We start from the raw sequence: 17,053 nt of genomic DNA on the forward strand, positions 1-17,053 counted from the left end.
AGGTCGAATAAATCCGTGAACGGCCGAATAAAGAGCGGGAAAGGTCGAATAAATCCGTGAACGGCCGGATAAAAAGCGGGTAAGTTCGAATAAATCCGTGAACGGTCGGATAAAGAGCGGGAAAGGTCGAATAAATCTGTGAACGGTCGAATAAAGAGCGGGAAAGGTCGAAAAAATCCGTGAACGGTCGAATAAAGAGCGGGAAAGGTCGAATAAATCCGTGAACGGCCGAATAAAGAGCGGTGAAGGTCGAATAAATCCGTGAACGGCCGGATAAAGAGCGGGAAAGGTCGAATAAATCCGTGAACGGCCGAATAAAGAGCAGTGAAGGTCGAATAAATCCGTGAACGGCCGAATAAAGAGAGGGTAAGGACGAATAAATCCGTGAACGGTCGAATAAAGAGCGGGAAAGGTCGAATAAATCCGTGAACGGCCGGATAAAGAGCGGATAAAGTCGAAAAATCCGTGAACGGCCGGATAAAGTGTGGTGAAGGTTCGAATAAATTTGTAAACCGCCAAAAAAAGCTCAGGATGAAATCAACTGGAACGTTTTTAAATGAAAAAAACTGCAGCCAAACTCTTCGTTTGGCTACAGTTCTTCATTTATTTTAAAAAATTAGATTTGCTATTATGCCGATTACAACAATTGCGCCTATTACCATTAAAATGGTTCTCATTTCTATACACCCTCTTCATTACGTAGTCGGAATCATTTAAATATTAACAGTTTGGTTCGATTGGAAACCGAATGCACTTTCATCATTTTCTTTACAAATAGCCTGTACTTTTTCTAGCATGGCATGTACATTCTCTCCTTCAAGGATGACTTTCATTGTTGCACACTCTTGAAGAATGAGCACAAAGGATACGAAAGTCGAAAGTTTCTTGGCATCGACCAATTTATGGTTGCAGATAAAATATATATTCCCTTTAAATTCTTTTGTAACTTGATATAGGTTCATGATTTGTCGCATGGATAATCTTTTATTTGTTTTAATGTCAGAAGAAATCACTTTATTCATGTCGTTTGCTCCTTTTGTTTTTATACTTTTGGAAAAGCATAATCAAGATGTCAATTCGGCTACAACTTTAAAAAAATGAACAAGTATGTTTGGTCTTTTTTATGTAATTGTTAGCGGGTCATGTTGTATATTTACCCGAGTGAAAGATTTTGAAACCTATTTGAAAATTTGTATTTTTTGAAGGGAGAAGGAGAATGCTCACACTTATTAAAAATGGGGAGCTATATGGTCCGGAATATATGGGCCAAAAAGATATCCTCTTGGTTGGGAAGCAAATTGGATTCATCGAGGACAAGATTGAGGTACCTGACAATTTCGTTGAATTGGAGGTGATTGATGCGGATGGCCAAATCGTGGCTCCGGGTTTTATAGATGGTCACGTACATATTATCGGCGGAGGCGGGGAAGGCGGCTTTAAAACGAGGACTCCTGAAATCCAATTAACAGATGCCACTTTAGCGGGTATAACGACATTGGTAGGGGTCATCGGAACAGATGGAACGACAAGGACGATGCCCGCACTGCTTGCTAAAGCGAGAGCGCTTGAAGAAGAGGGAATTAGCTGCATCGTTCAGACTGGCTCCTATCAAGTTCCAGTCAAGACGTTAACAGGTAAGATCGAAGATGATTTGATTCTTGTCGATAAAATTATCGGTGTTGGCGAGATAGCCATTGCCGATCACCGTTCCTCGCAGCCGACTGCAGCTGAGCTGGCTAAACTGGCCTCTCAGGCGCGTAATGGAGGTCTGCTGTCCGGGAAAAGCGGTATCGTCAACATTCATGTCGGGGACAGTCTTGATCATTTGCATGTAATTGAGGAAGTTGTCGAGACAACGGAAATACCGATCACTCAGTTCTATCCTACGCATATAAACCGAAATCCGCATTTATTCAATGCAGGGGTGGAATATGCAAAAAAAGGGGGTTATATCGATTTTACGACAAGTACGATCGAGAAGTTCCTTGAAGAAGGGGAGGTCAAAGCAAGTACAGCAATAAAAAGGGCACTGGAAGAAGGCGTTGAAATCGGGCAGATCACCATAACTTCAGATGGACAAGCCAGCCTGCCTGACTTCGATGGAAGCGGTAACCTGCGGGGTTTGAACATTGGTACATGCATGTCCTTATATGATTGTGTTGTCGATGCGGTCCTTGAGGATGGAGTGACAATTGCCGATGCCATACGAGTTGCGACGGCAAACCCGGCAAACATTTTAAAACTTTCTGCAAAGGGACAGCTTGCGGCAGGTAAGGACGCCGATATCATCATAATGAAGAAACAAACTTTAGAAATAAATAGTGTTATCGCGATGGGGCAGATCATGGTCAAGGATGGTGAAGCAGTCGTGAAAGGAACATTTGAAAAATAGATCTTTCTAATTTTGGGTGCTATTTCCGTGCGAGTTCTACCCATTTATCCTGAATTGAAAAAAGGGGTAACATTGATCTAATTTCGGATTTCTGAAAGAGGGTATGTGTAATGATTCCCACTCCAGGCACTCTCTTTCAGCGGGCGGTCCGGGAGCCTCTTCGGCACTCGCCTGCGGGTCTCCCTCGACGCGCTTTTCCTGAAGGAGTCTCGAACACCCGCTCCAATCAACTGGAACTTCTTTTTAAGAAGTATTGTAGGGAAGCGATTTCATCAATTTTTCGACAAAAGGAGTTTCGGATTTCTCGCCCTGAACCAAGATTTTAAAAGTAAACTTGATTATCTTTCATGTTTTTTACTGTAATCCTCATTGGATTGAAGAAATTTGCGATACTCCTGCCGAATAACTGGCTAGCCGAGACCCCACAGGCGCATGCTTTGATGCGGCTTGGCAGACAGTCGGCGGAAAGGGAGCGGATTTCTGAAATCAACTGGAATATTCTGTTAGAAAAAACCGTATGCAACTGGATTTCTTGGAGTTTGTATACAGTCTAAGACCCTTATTATATAATGGGTCTTTTTTTGTGCTGGATACTTTTTGGATGAGGTCGTGAATCGATCGAGCATATCAACAATTTGTAGGAATAAATGGAAATTAACCCATTAAAGGTTCTCATTTTCAAAATGAAGGTGAAGTATCAGAAAACATATTCTAAATAAAGGTAATTTACGAAAAATTCATTCTATTTAACATATTATTAAAAACTTGGATGTATTATCCTTTTATATAAGGCACTGTAGTTTATGAAACAGCATTTAATCACAGACATAAAGACCAATAAAACATTTTGGGCTGTTATTTCATGACTGTTCAAAACCTTGGTATGTTTGCGAATCAAATCTATCTTAAGGGGAGAAATGAAATGGAAAAGACGGGAAACCCAATAATGAAAGCGCATTCAGGCGGAACTGAGCCGGAAATGTTTCGTGTATTGACTCCTGAAGGGGAAATCATTGAAACGATTGATGGAAAAATCGATAAATCACTTATGTTAAAGATGTATGAGAGCATGCTCCTGCTCAGAACATTTGACCGAAAATCAATTAATCTCCAGCGCCAAGGCAGGATTGGAACATATGCACCTTTCGAAGGACAGGAAGCATCACAGGTAGGAAGCGCTTTAGCGTTGTCGGCAGGGGATTGGATGTTTCCCACATACCGTGATCATGGAGCTGCAATCATTCATGGACAGGAATTATACCGCGTTTTCCTATATTGGATGGCACATTTTGACGGCTCAATTTGTCCAGAAGGAAAAAGGATTATGCCTCCAAGTGTTCCCATTGCCACTCAAATGGTTCATGCGGTTGGTACGGCTTGGGCAAGTAAGCTTAAAGGCGAACAGAATGTTAGCATTGCTTATTTTGGTGATGGAGCCACTTCTGAAGGGGACTTTCATGAGGCACTGAATTTTGCTGGCGTTTATAAAACCGCGACAATCTTTTTCTGCCAAAATAATGGCTACGCAATCAGTGTGCCTTTTGAAAAGCAATCGGCATCCAAAACGATATCCCAGCGGGCTGCTGCTTATGACATCCATGGGGTAAGGGTGGATGGAAATGATATTTTTGCAGTATGGCTGACTGTTAAGGAGGCTGTCGAAAGAGCGCTTAAAGGGGAAGGGCCTACATTGATCGAAGCCATTACATTTCGCTATGGCGCCCATACTACTGCAGACAATCCGAACATATATCGCGATCAGGACGAAATTTCAAAGTTCTGGAGGGAAAACCGCGATCCCATAACACGTCTTAGAAAGTATTTGAATAAAGAGGGTCACTGGAATGAAGAGCAGGAGGAATTGGTGATAAAACAATTCAACGAACTGATCGATGCTCACCTTCAAAGAGCCGAAGGGCATCCAAAATCCGACCCGCTCGAAATGTTTAACCATGTATATGCCAAGGAGTCATGGCATCTAAAGGAACAGAAGCAGGAATTGAACCAAATCTTAAGGAAAGGCGGGAAGAAATAATGGGCAAAAATTTAACGATGCTCCAGGCTATTACGGAAGCGCTGGACCAAATGCTGGGTCATGATGATCGCGTGATGATTCTGGGTGAGGATATTGGAGTGAATGGCGGGGTTTTTCGATCGACGGAAGGGCTTTATGAGAAGTATGGAAAAGATCGTGTTGTCGATACGCCATTAGCTGAATCCGGAATCATCGGCTCTGCCATTGGTTTAGCCCTTAACGGAATGCTGCCCATAGTTGAGATCCAGTTTCTCGCCTTTATTTATCCGGGATTCGAGCAACTCGTTTCCCATGCTGCCCGTATGAGGTATCGTACTCGTGGGCAATTTGGGGTGCCCCTCGTAATCCGTACGCCATATGGTGCCGGAATCAGGGGTCCTGAACTTCATTCCGAAAGTGTCGAAACCTTCTTTGCCCATACTCCGGGTTTAAAGGTGGTTGCACCCAGTAATCCATATGACGCAAAAGGGCTGCTCATTTCAGCGCTCGAAGATCCAGATCCGGTGATTTTTTTGGAACCGACTAAATTGTATCGGGCCTTTAAGGAAGAAGTTCCCGACGAAATGTACCGAATACCCATCGGTCAAGCAAAAGTGGTCCAGGAGGGAAGCGACCTGACCATTTTTGCATGGGGGGCCATGTTAAGGGAGGCATTGAATGCCGCGAAAAAGATTGAAGCGGAAAAAGGCTGGCAGTGTGAAGTGGTCGATCTAAGGACATTATATCCTCTGGATAGGGATACGATCGTGCAATCCATTAAAAAGACAGGTCGTGCATTAATCGTCCATGAAGCCCATAAGACTGCCGGATTAGGTGCGGAGATCATCTCTATCATTAATGATGAAGCTCTTATTTACCTGAAAGCGCCGATTAAGCGTGTAACAGGATTTGATGTTCCGGTTCCGCCGTTTACAATAGAAGATCATTATTTACCGACTGTTGACCGGGTAAAGCAAGGAATAGTCGAAACGATATCATTTTAATTGTGATCAAGGGAGAAGGAGGATGACGCATGATGGAATTTAAACTTCCTGATGTAGGGGAAGGGATGCATGAAGGGGAAATTATCCAATGGCTCATCAAAGAAGGGGATGCTGTAAAACAGGATCAACCCATTGTTGAGGTGCAAACGGATAAAGTCAATGCGGAATTGACTGCTCCCGCAGCGGGAGTGGTCAAGAAGATATTTTTTTCCGAAGGGGATATCGTGGAAGTGGGGACCACAATATTCACAATTCAGGAAGAGAACGATATGTCGGTTCCGGATACAGGCATTATTGAAGAAGAAAACCAAGTCGTGCAATCTGGCGATGTAAAAGTGAATGCAGAGCATATTACGACTAAACAGCATCATGAGGCTGTGCGTGCGCTGGCAACACCATTCGTGCGCCAATTGGCGAGGGAAATGAAGATTGATATCGAGAAGGTTAAAGGCTCCGGTCCAGCTGGGCGAATTACCGAAAGTGACTTGAAGCAGGTTAAAGAAAATAATTCGGTTACACGGGAAAATGCCAAACAGCTTGATGACAGGATTGTTCAAGATATGGCCCTGATGAAGGATGCCAACCAGGCAAAAGGTTTGGAAAATGAGCGGGAAGAGCGGATTCCGCTTAAAGGCATTCGTAAAAAAATCGCTGAACATATGGTGAAGTCGGTTTCGACCATTCCTCATGTAACCCATGTAGATGAATTGGAAATGGACCGATTGAAGGAATTTAAAAATCAATTAAAGGAGTACTCCGATGATAAGGATATTAAATTGACTTTTTTGCCATTTTTCGTTAAAGCCATTGTCATCGCCTTAAAGGAGTTCAAAACATTAAACGCTTCAATTGATGAAAGAACCAATGAAATCATCCTGAAAAATTATTATCACATTGGGATTGCGACGAATACAAACGAGGGTCTCATTGTACCGGTCATAAAACATGCCGATCAAAAAACCATTTTCCAACTGGCTGATGAAATCAGGGAATTGGCAGCCCAAGCCCGTGAAGGGAAGTTGAACATAGATCAAATCACAGGCAGTACATTTACCATCAGCAATGTAGGACCTATCGGAGGGATGCACGCGACCCCGATCATTAACTATCCGGAAGCGGCCATATTAGCTTTGCATAAAATGGAACATCGCATGGTCGTTCGCGATTTGGAAGGTGTCATCCGTTTAATGATGAATATGTCACTTTCTTTCGACCATCGTTTGATTGATGGGGTAACAGCGGTGCATTTTACCAATAGAATCAAGGAATTGCTGGAAAATCCAATTCGTTTAGTTGTGGAGATGAGATAAATGGTAGTTGGGGAAGTTGCTGTAGAGACGGATGTTGTCATCATGGGAGGAGGTCCGGGAGGATATGCTGCGGCTATCCGTCTCGGCCAGTTAGGAAAATCGGTCGTGCTTGTTGAAAAGGATAAGCTGGGCGGGGTATGCCTTAATCGGGGCTGTATACCATCAAAGGCATTAATTCACGCAGCATATCAATACCAAAGTCTTAACGATTTAGGGAAAATGGGAATCCGGCTGCCTCAGGAAAAAACCATTATGGACTTGGGAGTTTGGCAGGATTGGAAAGCGGGCATCACATCTCAATTGAGGCAAGGTATTGCCCATTTGTGTAAGGAAAATGGAGTGACGGTGGTTAAAGGTCAAGCAACCTTTTTATCTGATGACCGCATTGGAGTCGAAACCGATGGCGATTTTGAAACCTATAAGTTTGAGCAGGCAATTATTGCGACGGGGTCCAGGCCTTTCATTCCATCCTTCATTAAAGTCGATGGAGAATATATATTGGATTCGACTTCATCTTTGCAGCTGCAGGAAGTTCCTTCAAGCTTGTCAATCATTGGCGGAGGATATATCGGAATCGAATTGGGTATGGCATTTGCAAAGCTAGGTACTAAAGTGACCATCATTGAAATGGCCAATCGCATACTCCCCCAAGTTGCTGAAAACCTGGTAAAGGAAGTCACAAGGAATGCCAAGAAGCTTGGGATGAATATCAAAACCTCCTCGAGGGTAGAAAAGGCGACAATAGTGGATGGCCAAGTACATCTTCATGTGTCCTCGGAAGAACAGGGGACGGAAGTGGTCGTGAGCGAAAAGACCCTGGTTACAATTGGAAGGATGCCTAACACTGAAGAAATTGGCCTGAATCGGGCTGGAGTTACGGTTGGCGAGAAAGGCCATATAGCAGTGGATATGGAATGCCGTACAAATGTGCCGCACATCTTTGCCATCGGCGACACTACACCTGGTCCGGCTCTTGCCCATCGAGCTTCCAAACAGGGAATCGTGGCAGCTGAAGTGATAGCGGGGCTGCCAAGTGCCGTTGACTCGCCTTATGTTCCCTATGTAATCTTCTCGGAACCACAAATAGCTGGTGTTGGTTTAAGCCGTGAAGAAGCTGAACAACAGGGATACAGCGTCAAGGTCGGCAAATTTCCGTTCAGTGCCAACGGAAGGGCGCTTGCAACGAATGAAACGGAGGGATTTGCAGAAGTGATCGTGGATGCCGATAGCCATATATTGCTCGGAATGCATATGGTAGGTGCTGATGCTTCCAACCTTATAGGTGAAGGGGTCCTTGCCCTTGAGCTGGCGGCTCGGGTCGAGGATATAGCCCTCAGCATGCATCCTCATCCAACTTTGACCGAGGGGTGGATGGAAGCGGCTGAGGCAGTTTTGGGACATGCGATTCACATCGTAAATAAATAACATAACTGGAATATGTATCATGGGGATTACCAATGTAGTCCCCGATTAGAATGTTTCATTATAATAGAGTCAGAAACCCAATCATTGGTCCCCGTAAGGCAGGTCTATCTGCAAGTCACTCCATTTCGAAAATCTGACCCGGCGTTTGACCAAACGGGAGCCGTATTAGCCTGCAATGATTCCTCTTGTAAAACTAATGGCTTATTGATATCATTTTTACTTTGGGGAAGTATGAGAAGAGTTTTCAAGAAGGCTTTGCATCCTTCCACTCCTAAACCATAACGGTTGATGAGATAACTTATCTATTCGCCATTCAACGATTGAAATGGGTTTGATTTTTTATATGAGAAAATAATGGAATGAAGGAGGCAAATGTAATGGAGTCAAATGGTGGGTCACTGCAAAAGAAATTATTGCCGCGGCATATTAGCATGATGGCAATGGGAGGGGCAATAGGTACTGGGATTTTTAAAGGAAGTGCCGAAACCATATCGTTAGCAGGGCCAGGAGTCATATTCACTTATATTTTTGCAGGATTATTACTGCTTGTAGTCATGGGTGCTATAGCAGAAATGGCAATTGTCTATCCAAATACAAATATGAAGGGTTTCGTTCAGAAAGCATTCGGTAAGCGCTTTTCCTTCATCGTAGGCTGGATGTATTGTTTCATGTGGCTGTCCGTATGTGTCATTGAGGTAGTGGTGGCAGGAAGCTTCTTGCAGTATTGGCTCCCGGCAATCCCGCTATGGGTATTAAGTTTAGGGTGTGCGGCTTTCATCATTGGGATTAACATGATGAATGTCAAAAATTATGGTGAATTCGAATTTTGGTTTGCTGGCATCAAAATTACAATGATCATCTTATTCATCATATTGGGAGCCTGTATTTTATTTGGAGCCATCCCAAGCGGCGGATCTAATTATCTGCAAAACTTCACAGGGCATGGAGGGTTTTTCCCAAATGGGTGGATGTCCATCTTTTCGGCATTACTGATCGTCATGTTCTCGTATGGCGGTTCCGAGTTAATAGGGGTGACGGTAACGGAAGCAAAGGATGCGGAACGCATTTTACCGAAGGTCATTAAAAACTATATTTGGAGAGTCGTATTATTTTTCACCTTACCGATACTTGTAATCTGCGGTTTGATTCCATGGAACGAAATTAGCGACCAGGCAAGTCCGTTTGTACAAGTTTTGTCAATGTCAGGTTTTCAAGGATCTGCACATATCATGAATTTCATTTTGATTACGGCCGTCTTATCAGCCGCTAACTCTGGAATATATGGGTGTACCCGAATGCTGCATTCTTTAGCTGCAGAAGGGGAAGCTCCCAAGTCGTTCTCTTATGTATCAAAAAATGGCGTTCCATTGTATAGTTTGATATTAAGTGCAGTTGTATTGGTCGTCGGTTCCATGATTACTTTCGTTGCACAGGACCAGGCATTTACTCTGTTAATGGCTTTTCCGGGTTTTGTAGTATCACTTGTATGGATCAGCATCTGTTTAGCGCAGCTAAAACTTCGCAATTCATATCCCAAGGCTCCGAGTTTTAAATTGTGGGGCTTTCCATATGTTACCTTGTTTACCGTAATCACCTTAAGCATCATTTGTGTCACGTTCGTGTTCAGTGAACAGAATCGGATCAGTATCATTGCTTGCCTGATTGTGTTGGCTGCATTAATCTCGATTTCGATTTTTAAATTTAAAAGTGTGGATGCACAGGAAACTCCTATAATAGAAAAGGATATTGCTAAATAAATCCACGTAAAAGATACGGCATGGGCAAAGGCGTCCATGTCGTATCTTTCATTAATGATCATTGTTATACAGCAACTTCATTTCAATCGGTCATGCACCAGACGTTTTATTGATTATATGTTGTAAGGATGCTATGAATCTCTCGTTTTCAGGCGGAGTGCCGATGGTCACGCGGATCGTATTTTCATAGCCTAGCAAATGACCTGAACGGATGATGACACCCTGAATTAATAACTTCTCAAAAATATCCCTGCCAGGCTGGTTCAATTTGACCATCAAGAAGTTGGCATGTGATGGGAAGAATGTTAATCCCATCTTGCTTAGTTCGTTTTCTAAATATCTTCTTCCTTCCCCATTCTTACGAACACATTTCTCAACGAATGGATGGTCGTCGAGGGAAGCGAATGCCGCAGCCTGTGCTAAACGGTTGGTATTGAAGGGTTCCTTCACTTTAACTAGCTCTTGTATGATGGATGCATCCATTAAACCGTATCCAATCCTTAATGCAGCCAGGCCATAAATCTTAGAAAAGGTGCGTAAGATAACCAGATTTGAATGCATATTTAGAAGTGGCAAGGTTTCTAAATATTCTCCATCTTCGACATATTCATAGTATGCTTCATCTACGATCAGCAAAATATGTTTCGGCACCTTTTCGATAAAAGAGCGCAACTTTTCTTTTTGAACGATCGTTCCTGTTGGATTATTGGGATTACAGACAAATATCATTCTTGTTTTTTCTGTTATGGCCTCATACATACCTTGCAGGTCATGTACACCATTAATAAGAGGTATCTTTACAGGTGTGCCGCCGTCAATCAATACATTCGTTTCATACCGTGGAAATGTCACATCAGCCATGATGACTTCATCATTTTGTAGAATATAGGTTCTTGTTAACAAACGTATAACTTCATCAGAACCATTTCCCAAAATGATATGATCTTTATTGATATTCAATTTCCTTGCCAGCTTTTCAGCTAATGCCGGTGCCATACCTTCAGGATAAAAGGAGGTTTGCTCCATCTCGGTAAGCATGGCTTCTTTTGCTAGAGGTGAGTAACCGAATGGGTTCTCATTGGATGCCAATTTAACGATCGTTTCAAGACCAAGTTCACGTTGCACTTCTTCAATTGGCTTGCCGGAAACATATGGGCTAATGCTTTCAATGTTTTGTCGAACCGGGATTTTCGTAAAGGTCAATGCAGGTTCCTCCCTTTGGTAAATTCTGAATTTTCTTTTTCTATTTGATTATTTTAATGATAGAATATTAACTGGTAAAATTACATACAAAAAAGAATGTATTTATTGCTATCCATACAACATTTTAAAGAAATATATGCTTATATTCCTTCATTATGAAAGGCGGTTGCTTAATGGATGAAATAGATGTCAGGTTACTGGAACTTTTACAAAGAGATGGACGCATTACGATTAGTGAACTATCGAAGAAATTGGCTCTCAGTCGACCTAGCATCTCTGAACGGATGTATCGCCTGCAAGAAAAGGGGGTCATTGAGGGGTTCAGCGCAAGAGTTTCACCTCTGGCAATAGGAAGGGGTGTACTTGTGTTCATTCAGGTGAGTGAACTTAAGGTTCCTGTTTCCGATTTTGAAACATTGGTGAAAAATGATTTAGACATTATCGAGTGCCATCGTGTAACAGGAACAGTTGGATATTTTTTGAAAGCAGCTTTAGCTGATATGGACAGCATGAGATTACTGATAGATCGATTGATACCCTATGGACATCTTAATACATCCGTGGTTTTGACATCCCCGGTACCTTCCCGCTCCATTCTTCCAAGGATCAATGAAATGGAGGATACTAGATAAATCGATTCGTTCAAGTTATTGAAGTGTTTTGAACTAGGTCTTTTTCAGAAAGGAACGAGCAAGATGCTCGTTCCTCAGAGTGTAGAAAAAACCCTTTTCCCAAAATAACACTAAAGAAAAAGGGGTTTTTCTTCTTTTCATATAGTTGGTTGCTCGGATGGATAATACTATATATTGACGCTTATTGGGATAAAAAAACAGCTGTCGACTACAGTCTGAGAGTTCATCATTTAATTAGATGAACTCTGTATACTTATACTGTTTTAGTTCCCGATGATTAATAAATTAATCATATTTTAGTTATATTTAACTTTTATATAGGGAGCACCTACACCATATGCAGTATTTGAATAATACGTATTTATAACCTTTCCGGTAGGGCTTTTTACTACGTGTTTAAATCTCTTGAAAGTAATATCTGCCCAAACACCTAATCTACTATATTTTTTTGAATTAGCTGGGATTGTTGTAGAAACTGAGGTATTATGAGCTACGCTAACGCCCACATTATAACCACCATAACTATAAGAACCAGAAATAGTATAAGATTTTCCACGAGAAATAGTATAACTGCTTGCTTTAGCCCAAGCGTTTGTAAGAGGGTGGTAGTTTACCCATTTTTCTTTTGCTGTATTAGTAGTAATGGTTGTTGTTGTAGTTTTATTACACGTTGCGCATGTAGGAACAATTTTTATAATTTGCTAAATAAGCACTATAGTCTTCTACTGTATCAAAAAATACTAAGGTCCCATCGTTTTTTGTTAAGCTGTACGGAGCATCAACTGTTAATTCCACATTAGCTCCTTCAATTTCAACAATAGAACCGTCTACATTTTCTGCTGAAACCTTTGCTAAATTCCAAGAACAGATTAATAAAATAAACAGACTGAAAAGGCTAAGAAGTTGAATGTAAAACTTTTTGTTATTCATCCTCATTTTAATCCTCCTTTTTTCTGAATTTTCTGCGTATGGTATACACTTTATAGTATATAATACAAATTAACTAAATGGAGGTAATATTATGAAATTATTAGCCGGTATAATAGCATTGTCTGTTTCTTTTATACTATTTATTTATTTGTATGGATTAAAAGTTGATCACTCTATTAAATACAACGGAAGTTTTTATACCTTTCCAGCAATACTATTATTGATAGCCGTATTTTGTTTTGTATCAATTATGGCGAAAAACAACAAAGATTGAACGAAAAAAGTGATTAGTAAAAAAGCCCCTAATCAAAAAGAGTAAGGGCTCAGATTGTAGAGAAAAATATACTTTCTCTACGAAATGAGGAACAAGCAAGATGCTCGTTCCTTTTTGTCGTTACTTTAAATCCATCAACGCCCCGAAATATTGCTGGGCGGTTGTAAAACAAATGAATGCCAATAGTTCAGAAATCTCTTCATCACTTAATGCCTCCTTCAATACTTGGAAAAACATTTCCTCCGTTTTTTCACGTTGCAAGAGGAATACCTCCGCAAAGGCGATTGCATAGCTTTCTTTCATATCTTCCGGCTTTAGTGGAGTTCCTTTTGCCTGACAGTATGAGCAGCCATTACCGTAGGCCAGCACCCTTCTGACGTTTTCCTTTAACTTCTTCGAAAGTTTCCCATCTGCAGATATGCAATCTGAAAGCTCCGACCATTTATGCGAAATCTCTTCAGAATGAAATAATCTTTGAAACGGACTTGATCCAATTGATGATTTTTTTATTCTTGTCATGAACATCTCCCCTTTGAGATAATCCTAATATAAAAACCCAGGAATTTTAATTCCGTTTGTAAAGTATTGCGGTTGAATAATGAATGAATGCAAAGAGAAGAAGGGAAAAAATTTTAAAATGAAAATAGATGAAAAAGACCAGAGTATCCTTGCCGAATTAGCGTTGAATAGCCGAATTTCCATGAGGGAATTGGCAAAGAAAGTAAACCTCTCCGCCCCCACCGTTGCCGAACGGGTACGGCAAATGGAGTCGTTCGGGATCATTAAGGGGTATGTTGCCGAGATAGATCATAAAAAGATCGGCTTTCCGATTGAGTGTATCGTGGAAGCAACGATAAAAAATGGCGAATATGAGAAATTCAAAAAGTATATTTCCAAGGAGCCGAATGTTGACTTTTGTTATCGAATTGCCGGGCAGGCTTGCTTTATGCTTAAAATACACAGTGAGAGCCTTGAAGCAGTGGAGGAATTCATCAATCGGACCATTCCTTTTGCGGCGACCGTTACCCATGTTATTCTTTCTGAGGTAAGGCTAAGTCAGGAATAAGAAATTTTTTATTTCCCGTGAACGATTTCATCATCTGAAACGTCAAATAAGTATAAAGGTTACGGATGTGAGAGTGGTGACGATAAATGGACGAAAAAGATCTGGTTAAAGCAGCAAAAAAGGGAGATGATCAAGCGTTAGCTGAATTGTTTCAAGGTTCCTATCCTTTTCTGCTTAAATATTTACTGAAGTTGACCTTTGATCTCGAAAATGCTGAAGATTTGGCTCAGGAGACTTATTCGAAAGCAATTGAGAATCTCTCGAGGTTCAAGGGTGCTTCGAAGTTTTCCACATGGCTGATTTCCATTGCAACCCGTTTATTTTTGGATCAGAAACGGAAACAGAAGCGAGAATTCACCTGGTTAAAACAAGAGAAGACAGTACGAAAACTGAAATGGGAAACACAAAACAATAACCAAGCTTGGGATGATGTCATGGAAGCGTTGGGTCACCTACCGGATGAGTTACGTGTGCCAATCATTTTGAAGCATTACTATGGTTTTTCTTACGAAGAAATAGCAAAAATAGTCAAAGTTCCAGAAGGTACCGTGAAATCACGTGTTCATAAAGGTATAAAAACAGTAAGAAAGGAGTTGAATCCGGTTGATGAAGAACCATCCCATTTATCCAAACCATTCAGGCAGTGATGATCAAGAAACAATCAGCCAAATAAATCGGAGCCTGGAAAATTTTGATGAAGCTTTTACAATTGATATCCCTCAAGCAGCTTATTTTGAACAAAAAGTTGAGATACAGCGTGAAAAACTTAAAAAAAAATGGTGGAAAGAGCTGTTTATATTTACTGTAACCGCTGCAGTCATCCTAAGTTTTCTGGTTATTGCCCTATTCCATCAACCAGAAGTGTTTCTGGCGCTCCAAGTGATGACTGTGATTTTCATTGGTCTATATACGTTTTACGTGAAAAGGAAGGTGAAGGTGAGTCATGAGCAGCCTTGAAATATATGCATTAATCGTGTGCGGGTTGATTTTACTGACCCAAAGCATTTATTTATTTATCGATGCCAGGAAGAATGGCTTCAACCAATGGATGTGGGGTATTTTAGGTTTGATTCAAGCACCTGTTCCATTAATTTTTTATTTGATAATAAAAAGAATAAGAAAAAAGGAAGAGGATGAGCTATATGATTATCGTGACTACTAATACCGTCCCTGGTAAAGAAATTAAAGAACTGAAGGGACTTGTTAAGGGAAACTGTGTTCAATCGAAGCATATTGGGAAAGATATTCTCGCAGGATTACGGACAATAGTCGGTGGTGAAATTACTGAGTATACAGAAATGATGATGGAAGCCAGACAAAAAGCAATTGGCAGGATGGTGGATGAAGCAAAAGGAAAAGGGGCGAACGCAATTGTCGCAATGCGTCTGGAAACCTCTGCGATCATGCAAAACGCTTGTGAAATCATTGCTTACGGCACGGCAGTTCATGTTGAGTGACAAAAGGTTTGATTCATATCCTTTTGTAGTCCTTATTTTATTGAATCAACTTCACGCTATTCAGTAAAGTTGTTGGAAATGGGCAGTAGCTCCCTGGAATTTTTAATAAAATGCTACAGGCAATTTGAATGGGAGCATTCGGAATTTAATAGAGATTATTATTTACCATAAGATTATCGTTCATTGAACTTTTTTAAAACCGATTCGAAGCTATCGGACTTCGGTTTAATCGTAGTAATAATTGAAAAGGTTAAAGCGCCGGGATTTTTCCAGGCGTTTTCTTTTTGTAAAAAGTTCAGTCATGAGAAATGTGATAGAGCATAAGGAAGTCCATTAATGGGTAGAGGTAATAACAAGTGAAAATGATTTTTTGACATTGAAAAATGGGGTGTGTGTTATGGAGGAAAATGATAATTTGAAACCTGAACTAGCCAGGGAAGCAGTTAATGTAATTGAAGATGTAGCTGGAAAACATCCTGGTTATCGGCGTGTACATGCAAGGGGATATGTTTATGAGGGGGTTTTTACCCCAAACGGAAAAGCGTCCCCATTAACGGTGGCTTCGCATCTTCAGGATGAAGCCGTGCCGGCGATCATTCGGTTTTCAAATAGCTCGCCGATTCCAAGCCATCCTGATGCCATTTCCCCTGTAAAGGGCATGGCAGTCAAGTTTCAATTGCCGGATGGAGAGGTGTCAGATCTTATTACTGTGACCATTCCGTTATTCTTTGCGAAAACACCGGAAGCGTTTGTTGATATTGCTGGTTTTTTCAAATCTGCCAAAGAAGGTTTCCCAAATCTGAAAGAGCTTGCAAAAATCCTGTGGAAGTACCCTGAAAGCAAGGCAAGCCTGCAAATGCTTAAAGAAATGCGTTCTCCAGCCAGTTTCTCAACGTGTCAATATTACTCGATTCATGCATTCTATTTCATTAACGCGGAAGGAAGGCGGCAGGCCATCAAGTACGAGTGGGTACCTGATGCCGGCCTTAGTATGCTAGAAAAAAAGGATTTGGCCATGCATTCGCCAGAGTATCTGAATGAAGAAATGGAAGAGAGGCTTAAAGAAGGGCCGGTGGGCTTTAAATTGAACATACAAATAGGAGGGGAAAATGACCCGACTGACGATCCAACCACAGCTTGGCCGGAAGATAAACAGGTAATCACGATTGGGCATTTAATGATCTCCAAAAAATCGGAAGTGTGTAAAGATACTTTATTGTTTGATCCAACCAATATTCCTGAAGGTATCGAGTGCTCGGAAGACCGGATCTTGCATTTCCGCCATAGTGCGTATGCCGTTTCATATGAACGACGGATAAATAACCAATGAATGAAATCACGAAAAGGGAACCCTGCATTAAAGGGGTTCCCTTCAGACTGCTGGAAAACCTGCTTTCAGAAATCCACTCCCTTTCCCACTGTCAGACAAGCCTCATCAAAGCAAGCGTCTGTGGGGTTTCGGTTAGCCAGTTATTCGGCAGGAGTGTTGCAAATTTCCTCAATCCAGTGAGAATTGCAGTAAAAAACTTAAAGGATAAGGACTTGTTTTAAATTCATGGTTCGGGATGAGACCAATCTGAACCCCTTTT

Annotated in this window: 21 protein-coding genes; 16 read left to right on the forward strand and 5 right to left on the reverse strand. The window is 41.3% G+C overall.

Features of this window, described 5'->3' with window-relative positions; all coding sequences use genetic code 11:
* Positions 1 to 713: 713 nt before the first annotated feature.
* On the reverse strand, positions 714 to 1,022 hold the full coding sequence (locus tag OSJ91_RS06050) for a hypothetical protein (RefSeq protein ID WP_061461953.1): 309 nt from the start codon (positions 1,020 to 1,022) through the stop codon (positions 714 to 716).
* Positions 1,023 to 1,216: 194 nt separating this feature from the next.
* Here OSJ91_RS06050 and iadA point away from each other — a divergent pair, with 194 nt between their 5' ends.
* The 7 genes from iadA to OSJ91_RS06085 all read left to right on the forward strand — a co-directional run bounded on the left by iadA (position 1,217) and on the right by OSJ91_RS06085 (position 9,902).
* Positions 1,217 to 2,392 carry a beta-aspartyl-peptidase gene (iadA, locus tag OSJ91_RS06055; RefSeq protein WP_485891216.1) on the forward strand — a complete coding sequence of 392 codons (1,176 nt, stop codon included), beginning with the start codon at positions 1,217 to 1,219 and terminating at the stop codon, positions 2,390 to 2,392.
* A 347-nt stretch (positions 2,393 to 2,739) separates the two neighbouring features.
* The gene (locus OSJ91_RS06060) at positions 2,740 to 2,946 is read left to right on the forward strand and encodes a hypothetical protein (RefSeq protein WP_485891217.1); all 207 of its coding nucleotides are present in this window, start codon (positions 2,740 to 2,742) and stop codon (positions 2,944 to 2,946) included.
* 368 nt (positions 2,947 to 3,314) lie between these two features.
* Entirely contained in the window at positions 3,315 to 4,427 is a 1,113-nt protein-coding gene (gene pdhA / locus OSJ91_RS06065; RefSeq protein WP_485891218.1) for a pyruvate dehydrogenase (acetyl-transferring) E1 component subunit alpha, read from the forward strand.
* Complete coding sequence (locus OSJ91_RS06070) at positions 4,427 to 5,410, forward strand: alpha-ketoacid dehydrogenase subunit beta (protein WP_350301631.1); 984 nt, start codon at positions 4,427 to 4,429, stop codon at positions 5,408 to 5,410. Before pdhA ends, OSJ91_RS06070 begins: the two co-directional genes overlap by 1 nt.
* Positions 5,411 to 5,439: 29 nt before the next feature.
* Positions 5,440 to 6,720 carry a dihydrolipoamide acetyltransferase family protein gene (locus OSJ91_RS06075; protein WP_485891219.1) on the forward strand — a complete coding sequence of 427 codons (1,281 nt, stop codon included), beginning with the start codon at positions 5,440 to 5,442 and terminating at the stop codon, positions 6,718 to 6,720.
* Complete coding sequence (lpdA, locus tag OSJ91_RS06080) at positions 6,721 to 8,145, forward strand: dihydrolipoyl dehydrogenase (RefSeq protein ID WP_485891220.1); 1,425 nt, start codon at positions 6,721 to 6,723, stop codon at positions 8,143 to 8,145.
* A 377-nt stretch (positions 8,146 to 8,522) separates the two neighbouring features.
* Complete coding sequence (locus OSJ91_RS06085) at positions 8,523 to 9,902, forward strand: amino acid permease (protein ID WP_413016099.1); 1,380 nt, start codon at positions 8,523 to 8,525, stop codon at positions 9,900 to 9,902.
* Between the two features lie 90 nt (positions 9,903 to 9,992).
* Here OSJ91_RS06085 and hisC read toward each other — a convergent pair whose 3' ends face one another.
* Complete coding sequence (hisC, locus tag OSJ91_RS06090; RefSeq protein ID WP_485891221.1) at positions 9,993 to 11,105, reverse strand: histidinol-phosphate transaminase; 1,113 nt, start codon at positions 11,103 to 11,105, stop codon at positions 9,993 to 9,995.
* A gap of 173 nt (positions 11,106 to 11,278) precedes the next feature.
* Here hisC and OSJ91_RS06095 point away from each other — a divergent pair, with 173 nt between their 5' ends.
* A complete protein-coding gene (locus OSJ91_RS06095) occupies positions 11,279 to 11,737 on the forward strand; it encodes an Lrp/AsnC family transcriptional regulator (RefSeq protein WP_350301636.1) in 459 nt (152 codons plus the stop codon).
* A 296-nt stretch (positions 11,738 to 12,033) separates the two neighbouring features.
* Here the strand turns inward: OSJ91_RS06095 and OSJ91_RS06100 are convergent, their stop codons facing one another.
* Positions 12,034 to 12,243, reverse strand: a complete 210-nt coding sequence (locus OSJ91_RS06100) for a hypothetical protein (RefSeq protein WP_485891222.1) — start codon at positions 12,241 to 12,243, stop codon at positions 12,034 to 12,036.
* 157 nt (positions 12,244 to 12,400) lie between these two features.
* The gene (locus tag OSJ91_RS06105) at positions 12,401 to 12,667 is read right to left on the reverse strand and encodes a hypothetical protein (RefSeq protein WP_485891223.1); all 267 of its coding nucleotides are present in this window, start codon (positions 12,665 to 12,667) and stop codon (positions 12,401 to 12,403) included.
* Positions 12,668 to 12,758: 91 nt separating this feature from the next.
* Here OSJ91_RS06105 and OSJ91_RS06110 point away from each other — a divergent pair, with 91 nt between their 5' ends.
* Positions 12,759 to 12,941 (forward strand): hypothetical protein, encoded by a 183-nt coding sequence (locus OSJ91_RS06110; protein ID WP_350301639.1) that lies wholly within the window; start codon positions 12,759 to 12,761, stop codon positions 12,939 to 12,941.
* A gap of 120 nt (positions 12,942 to 13,061) precedes the next feature.
* Here the strand turns inward: OSJ91_RS06110 and OSJ91_RS06115 are convergent, their stop codons facing one another.
* Positions 13,062 to 13,460 (reverse strand): carboxymuconolactone decarboxylase family protein, encoded by a 399-nt coding sequence (locus tag OSJ91_RS06115; RefSeq protein WP_485891224.1) that lies wholly within the window; start codon positions 13,458 to 13,460, stop codon positions 13,062 to 13,064.
* A gap of 118 nt (positions 13,461 to 13,578) precedes the next feature.
* On the opposite strand from OSJ91_RS06115, the gene OSJ91_RS06120 reads away from it, so the two are divergent.
* The 7 genes from OSJ91_RS06120 (at position 13,579) to OSJ91_RS06150 (ending at position 17,015) form a co-directional block, all read left to right on the forward strand.
* Positions 13,579 to 14,007, forward strand: coding sequence for an Lrp/AsnC family transcriptional regulator (locus OSJ91_RS06120; RefSeq protein ID WP_350301641.1), 429 nt, complete (start codon positions 13,579 to 13,581; stop codon positions 14,005 to 14,007).
* A gap of 86 nt (positions 14,008 to 14,093) precedes the next feature.
* Positions 14,094 to 14,654, forward strand: coding sequence for an RNA polymerase sigma factor SigY (sigY, locus tag OSJ91_RS06125; protein ID WP_350301642.1), 561 nt, complete (start codon positions 14,094 to 14,096; stop codon positions 14,652 to 14,654).
* Positions 14,614 to 14,964 carry a DUF5345 family protein gene (locus OSJ91_RS06130; protein ID WP_485891857.1) on the forward strand — a complete coding sequence of 117 codons (351 nt, stop codon included), beginning with the start codon at positions 14,614 to 14,616 and terminating at the stop codon, positions 14,962 to 14,964. The genes sigY and OSJ91_RS06130 overlap by 41 nt, the downstream gene beginning before the upstream one ends.
* Positions 14,951 to 15,169 (forward strand): sigma-Y antisigma factor component, encoded by a 219-nt coding sequence (locus OSJ91_RS06135; protein WP_137017007.1) that lies wholly within the window; start codon positions 14,951 to 14,953, stop codon positions 15,167 to 15,169. The genes OSJ91_RS06130 and OSJ91_RS06135 overlap by 14 nt, the downstream gene beginning before the upstream one ends.
* Positions 15,150 to 15,464, forward strand: a complete 315-nt coding sequence (locus tag OSJ91_RS06140) for a YbjQ family protein (RefSeq protein ID WP_350301643.1) — start codon at positions 15,150 to 15,152, stop codon at positions 15,462 to 15,464. The genes OSJ91_RS06135 and OSJ91_RS06140 overlap by 20 nt, the downstream gene beginning before the upstream one ends.
* A 397-nt stretch (positions 15,465 to 15,861) precedes the next feature.
* Positions 15,862 to 16,794: a catalase family peroxidase gene (locus OSJ91_RS06145; protein WP_350301644.1), complete on the forward strand. Its 933-nt coding sequence runs from the start codon at positions 15,862 to 15,864 to the stop codon at positions 16,792 to 16,794.
* The gene (locus OSJ91_RS06150; protein ID WP_350301645.1) at positions 16,791 to 17,015 is read left to right on the forward strand and encodes a hypothetical protein; all 225 of its coding nucleotides are present in this window, start codon (positions 16,791 to 16,793) and stop codon (positions 17,013 to 17,015) included. Before OSJ91_RS06145 ends, OSJ91_RS06150 begins: the two co-directional genes overlap by 4 nt.
* Positions 17,016 to 17,053: the final 38 nt, after the last annotated feature.

The organism is Bacillus sp. T-10(2022) (assembly GCF_056502895.1).

Excerpts from the sequence above, each read along its gene's own strand:
- OSJ91_RS06150 (WP_350301645.1), top strand. The coding sequence starts at position 16,791 with ATGAATGAAATCACGAAAAGGGAACCCTGCATTAAAGGGGTTCCCTTC.
- OSJ91_RS06110 (WP_350301639.1), top strand. The coding sequence starts at position 12,759 with ATGAAATTATTAGCCGGTATAATAGCATTGTCTGTTTCTTTTATACTA.
- OSJ91_RS06070 (WP_350301631.1), top strand. The coding sequence starts at position 4,427 with ATGGGCAAAAATTTAACGATGCTCCAGGCTATTACGGAAGCGCTGGAC.
- OSJ91_RS06085 (WP_413016099.1), top strand. The coding sequence starts at position 8,523 with ATGGAGTCAAATGGTGGGTCACTGCAAAAGAAATTATTGCCGCGGCAT.
- OSJ91_RS06120 (WP_350301641.1), top strand. The coding sequence starts at position 13,579 with ATGAAAATAGATGAAAAAGACCAGAGTATCCTTGCCGAATTAGCGTTG.
- OSJ91_RS06050 (WP_061461953.1), bottom strand. The coding sequence starts at position 1,022 with ATGAATAAAGTGATTTCTTCTGACATTAAAACAAATAAAAGATTATCC.
- lpdA (WP_485891220.1), top strand. The coding sequence starts at position 6,721 with ATGGTAGTTGGGGAAGTTGCTGTAGAGACGGATGTTGTCATCATGGGA.
- OSJ91_RS06130 (WP_485891857.1), top strand. The coding sequence starts at position 14,614 with ATGAAGAACCATCCCATTTATCCAAACCATTCAGGCAGTGATGATCAA.
- OSJ91_RS06145 (WP_350301644.1), top strand. The coding sequence starts at position 15,862 with ATGGAGGAAAATGATAATTTGAAACCTGAACTAGCCAGGGAAGCAGTT.
- OSJ91_RS06135 (WP_137017007.1), top strand. The coding sequence starts at position 14,951 with ATGAGCAGCCTTGAAATATATGCATTAATCGTGTGCGGGTTGATTTTA.
- sigY (WP_350301642.1), top strand. The coding sequence starts at position 14,094 with ATGGACGAAAAAGATCTGGTTAAAGCAGCAAAAAAGGGAGATGATCAA.
- OSJ91_RS06105 (WP_485891223.1), bottom strand. The coding sequence starts at position 12,667 with ATGAATAACAAAAAGTTTTACATTCAACTTCTTAGCCTTTTCAGTCTG.
- pdhA (WP_485891218.1), top strand. The coding sequence starts at position 3,315 with ATGGAAAAGACGGGAAACCCAATAATGAAAGCGCATTCAGGCGGAACT.
- OSJ91_RS06140 (WP_350301643.1), top strand. The coding sequence starts at position 15,150 with ATGATTATCGTGACTACTAATACCGTCCCTGGTAAAGAAATTAAAGAA.
- OSJ91_RS06060 (WP_485891217.1), top strand. The coding sequence starts at position 2,740 with ATGTTTTTTACTGTAATCCTCATTGGATTGAAGAAATTTGCGATACTC.
- OSJ91_RS06095 (WP_350301636.1), top strand. The coding sequence starts at position 11,279 with ATGGATGAAATAGATGTCAGGTTACTGGAACTTTTACAAAGAGATGGA.
- OSJ91_RS06115 (WP_485891224.1), bottom strand. The coding sequence starts at position 13,460 with ATGACAAGAATAAAAAAATCATCAATTGGATCAAGTCCGTTTCAAAGA.
- OSJ91_RS06075 (WP_485891219.1), top strand. The coding sequence starts at position 5,440 with ATGATGGAATTTAAACTTCCTGATGTAGGGGAAGGGATGCATGAAGGG.
- iadA (WP_485891216.1), top strand. The coding sequence starts at position 1,217 with ATGCTCACACTTATTAAAAATGGGGAGCTATATGGTCCGGAATATATG.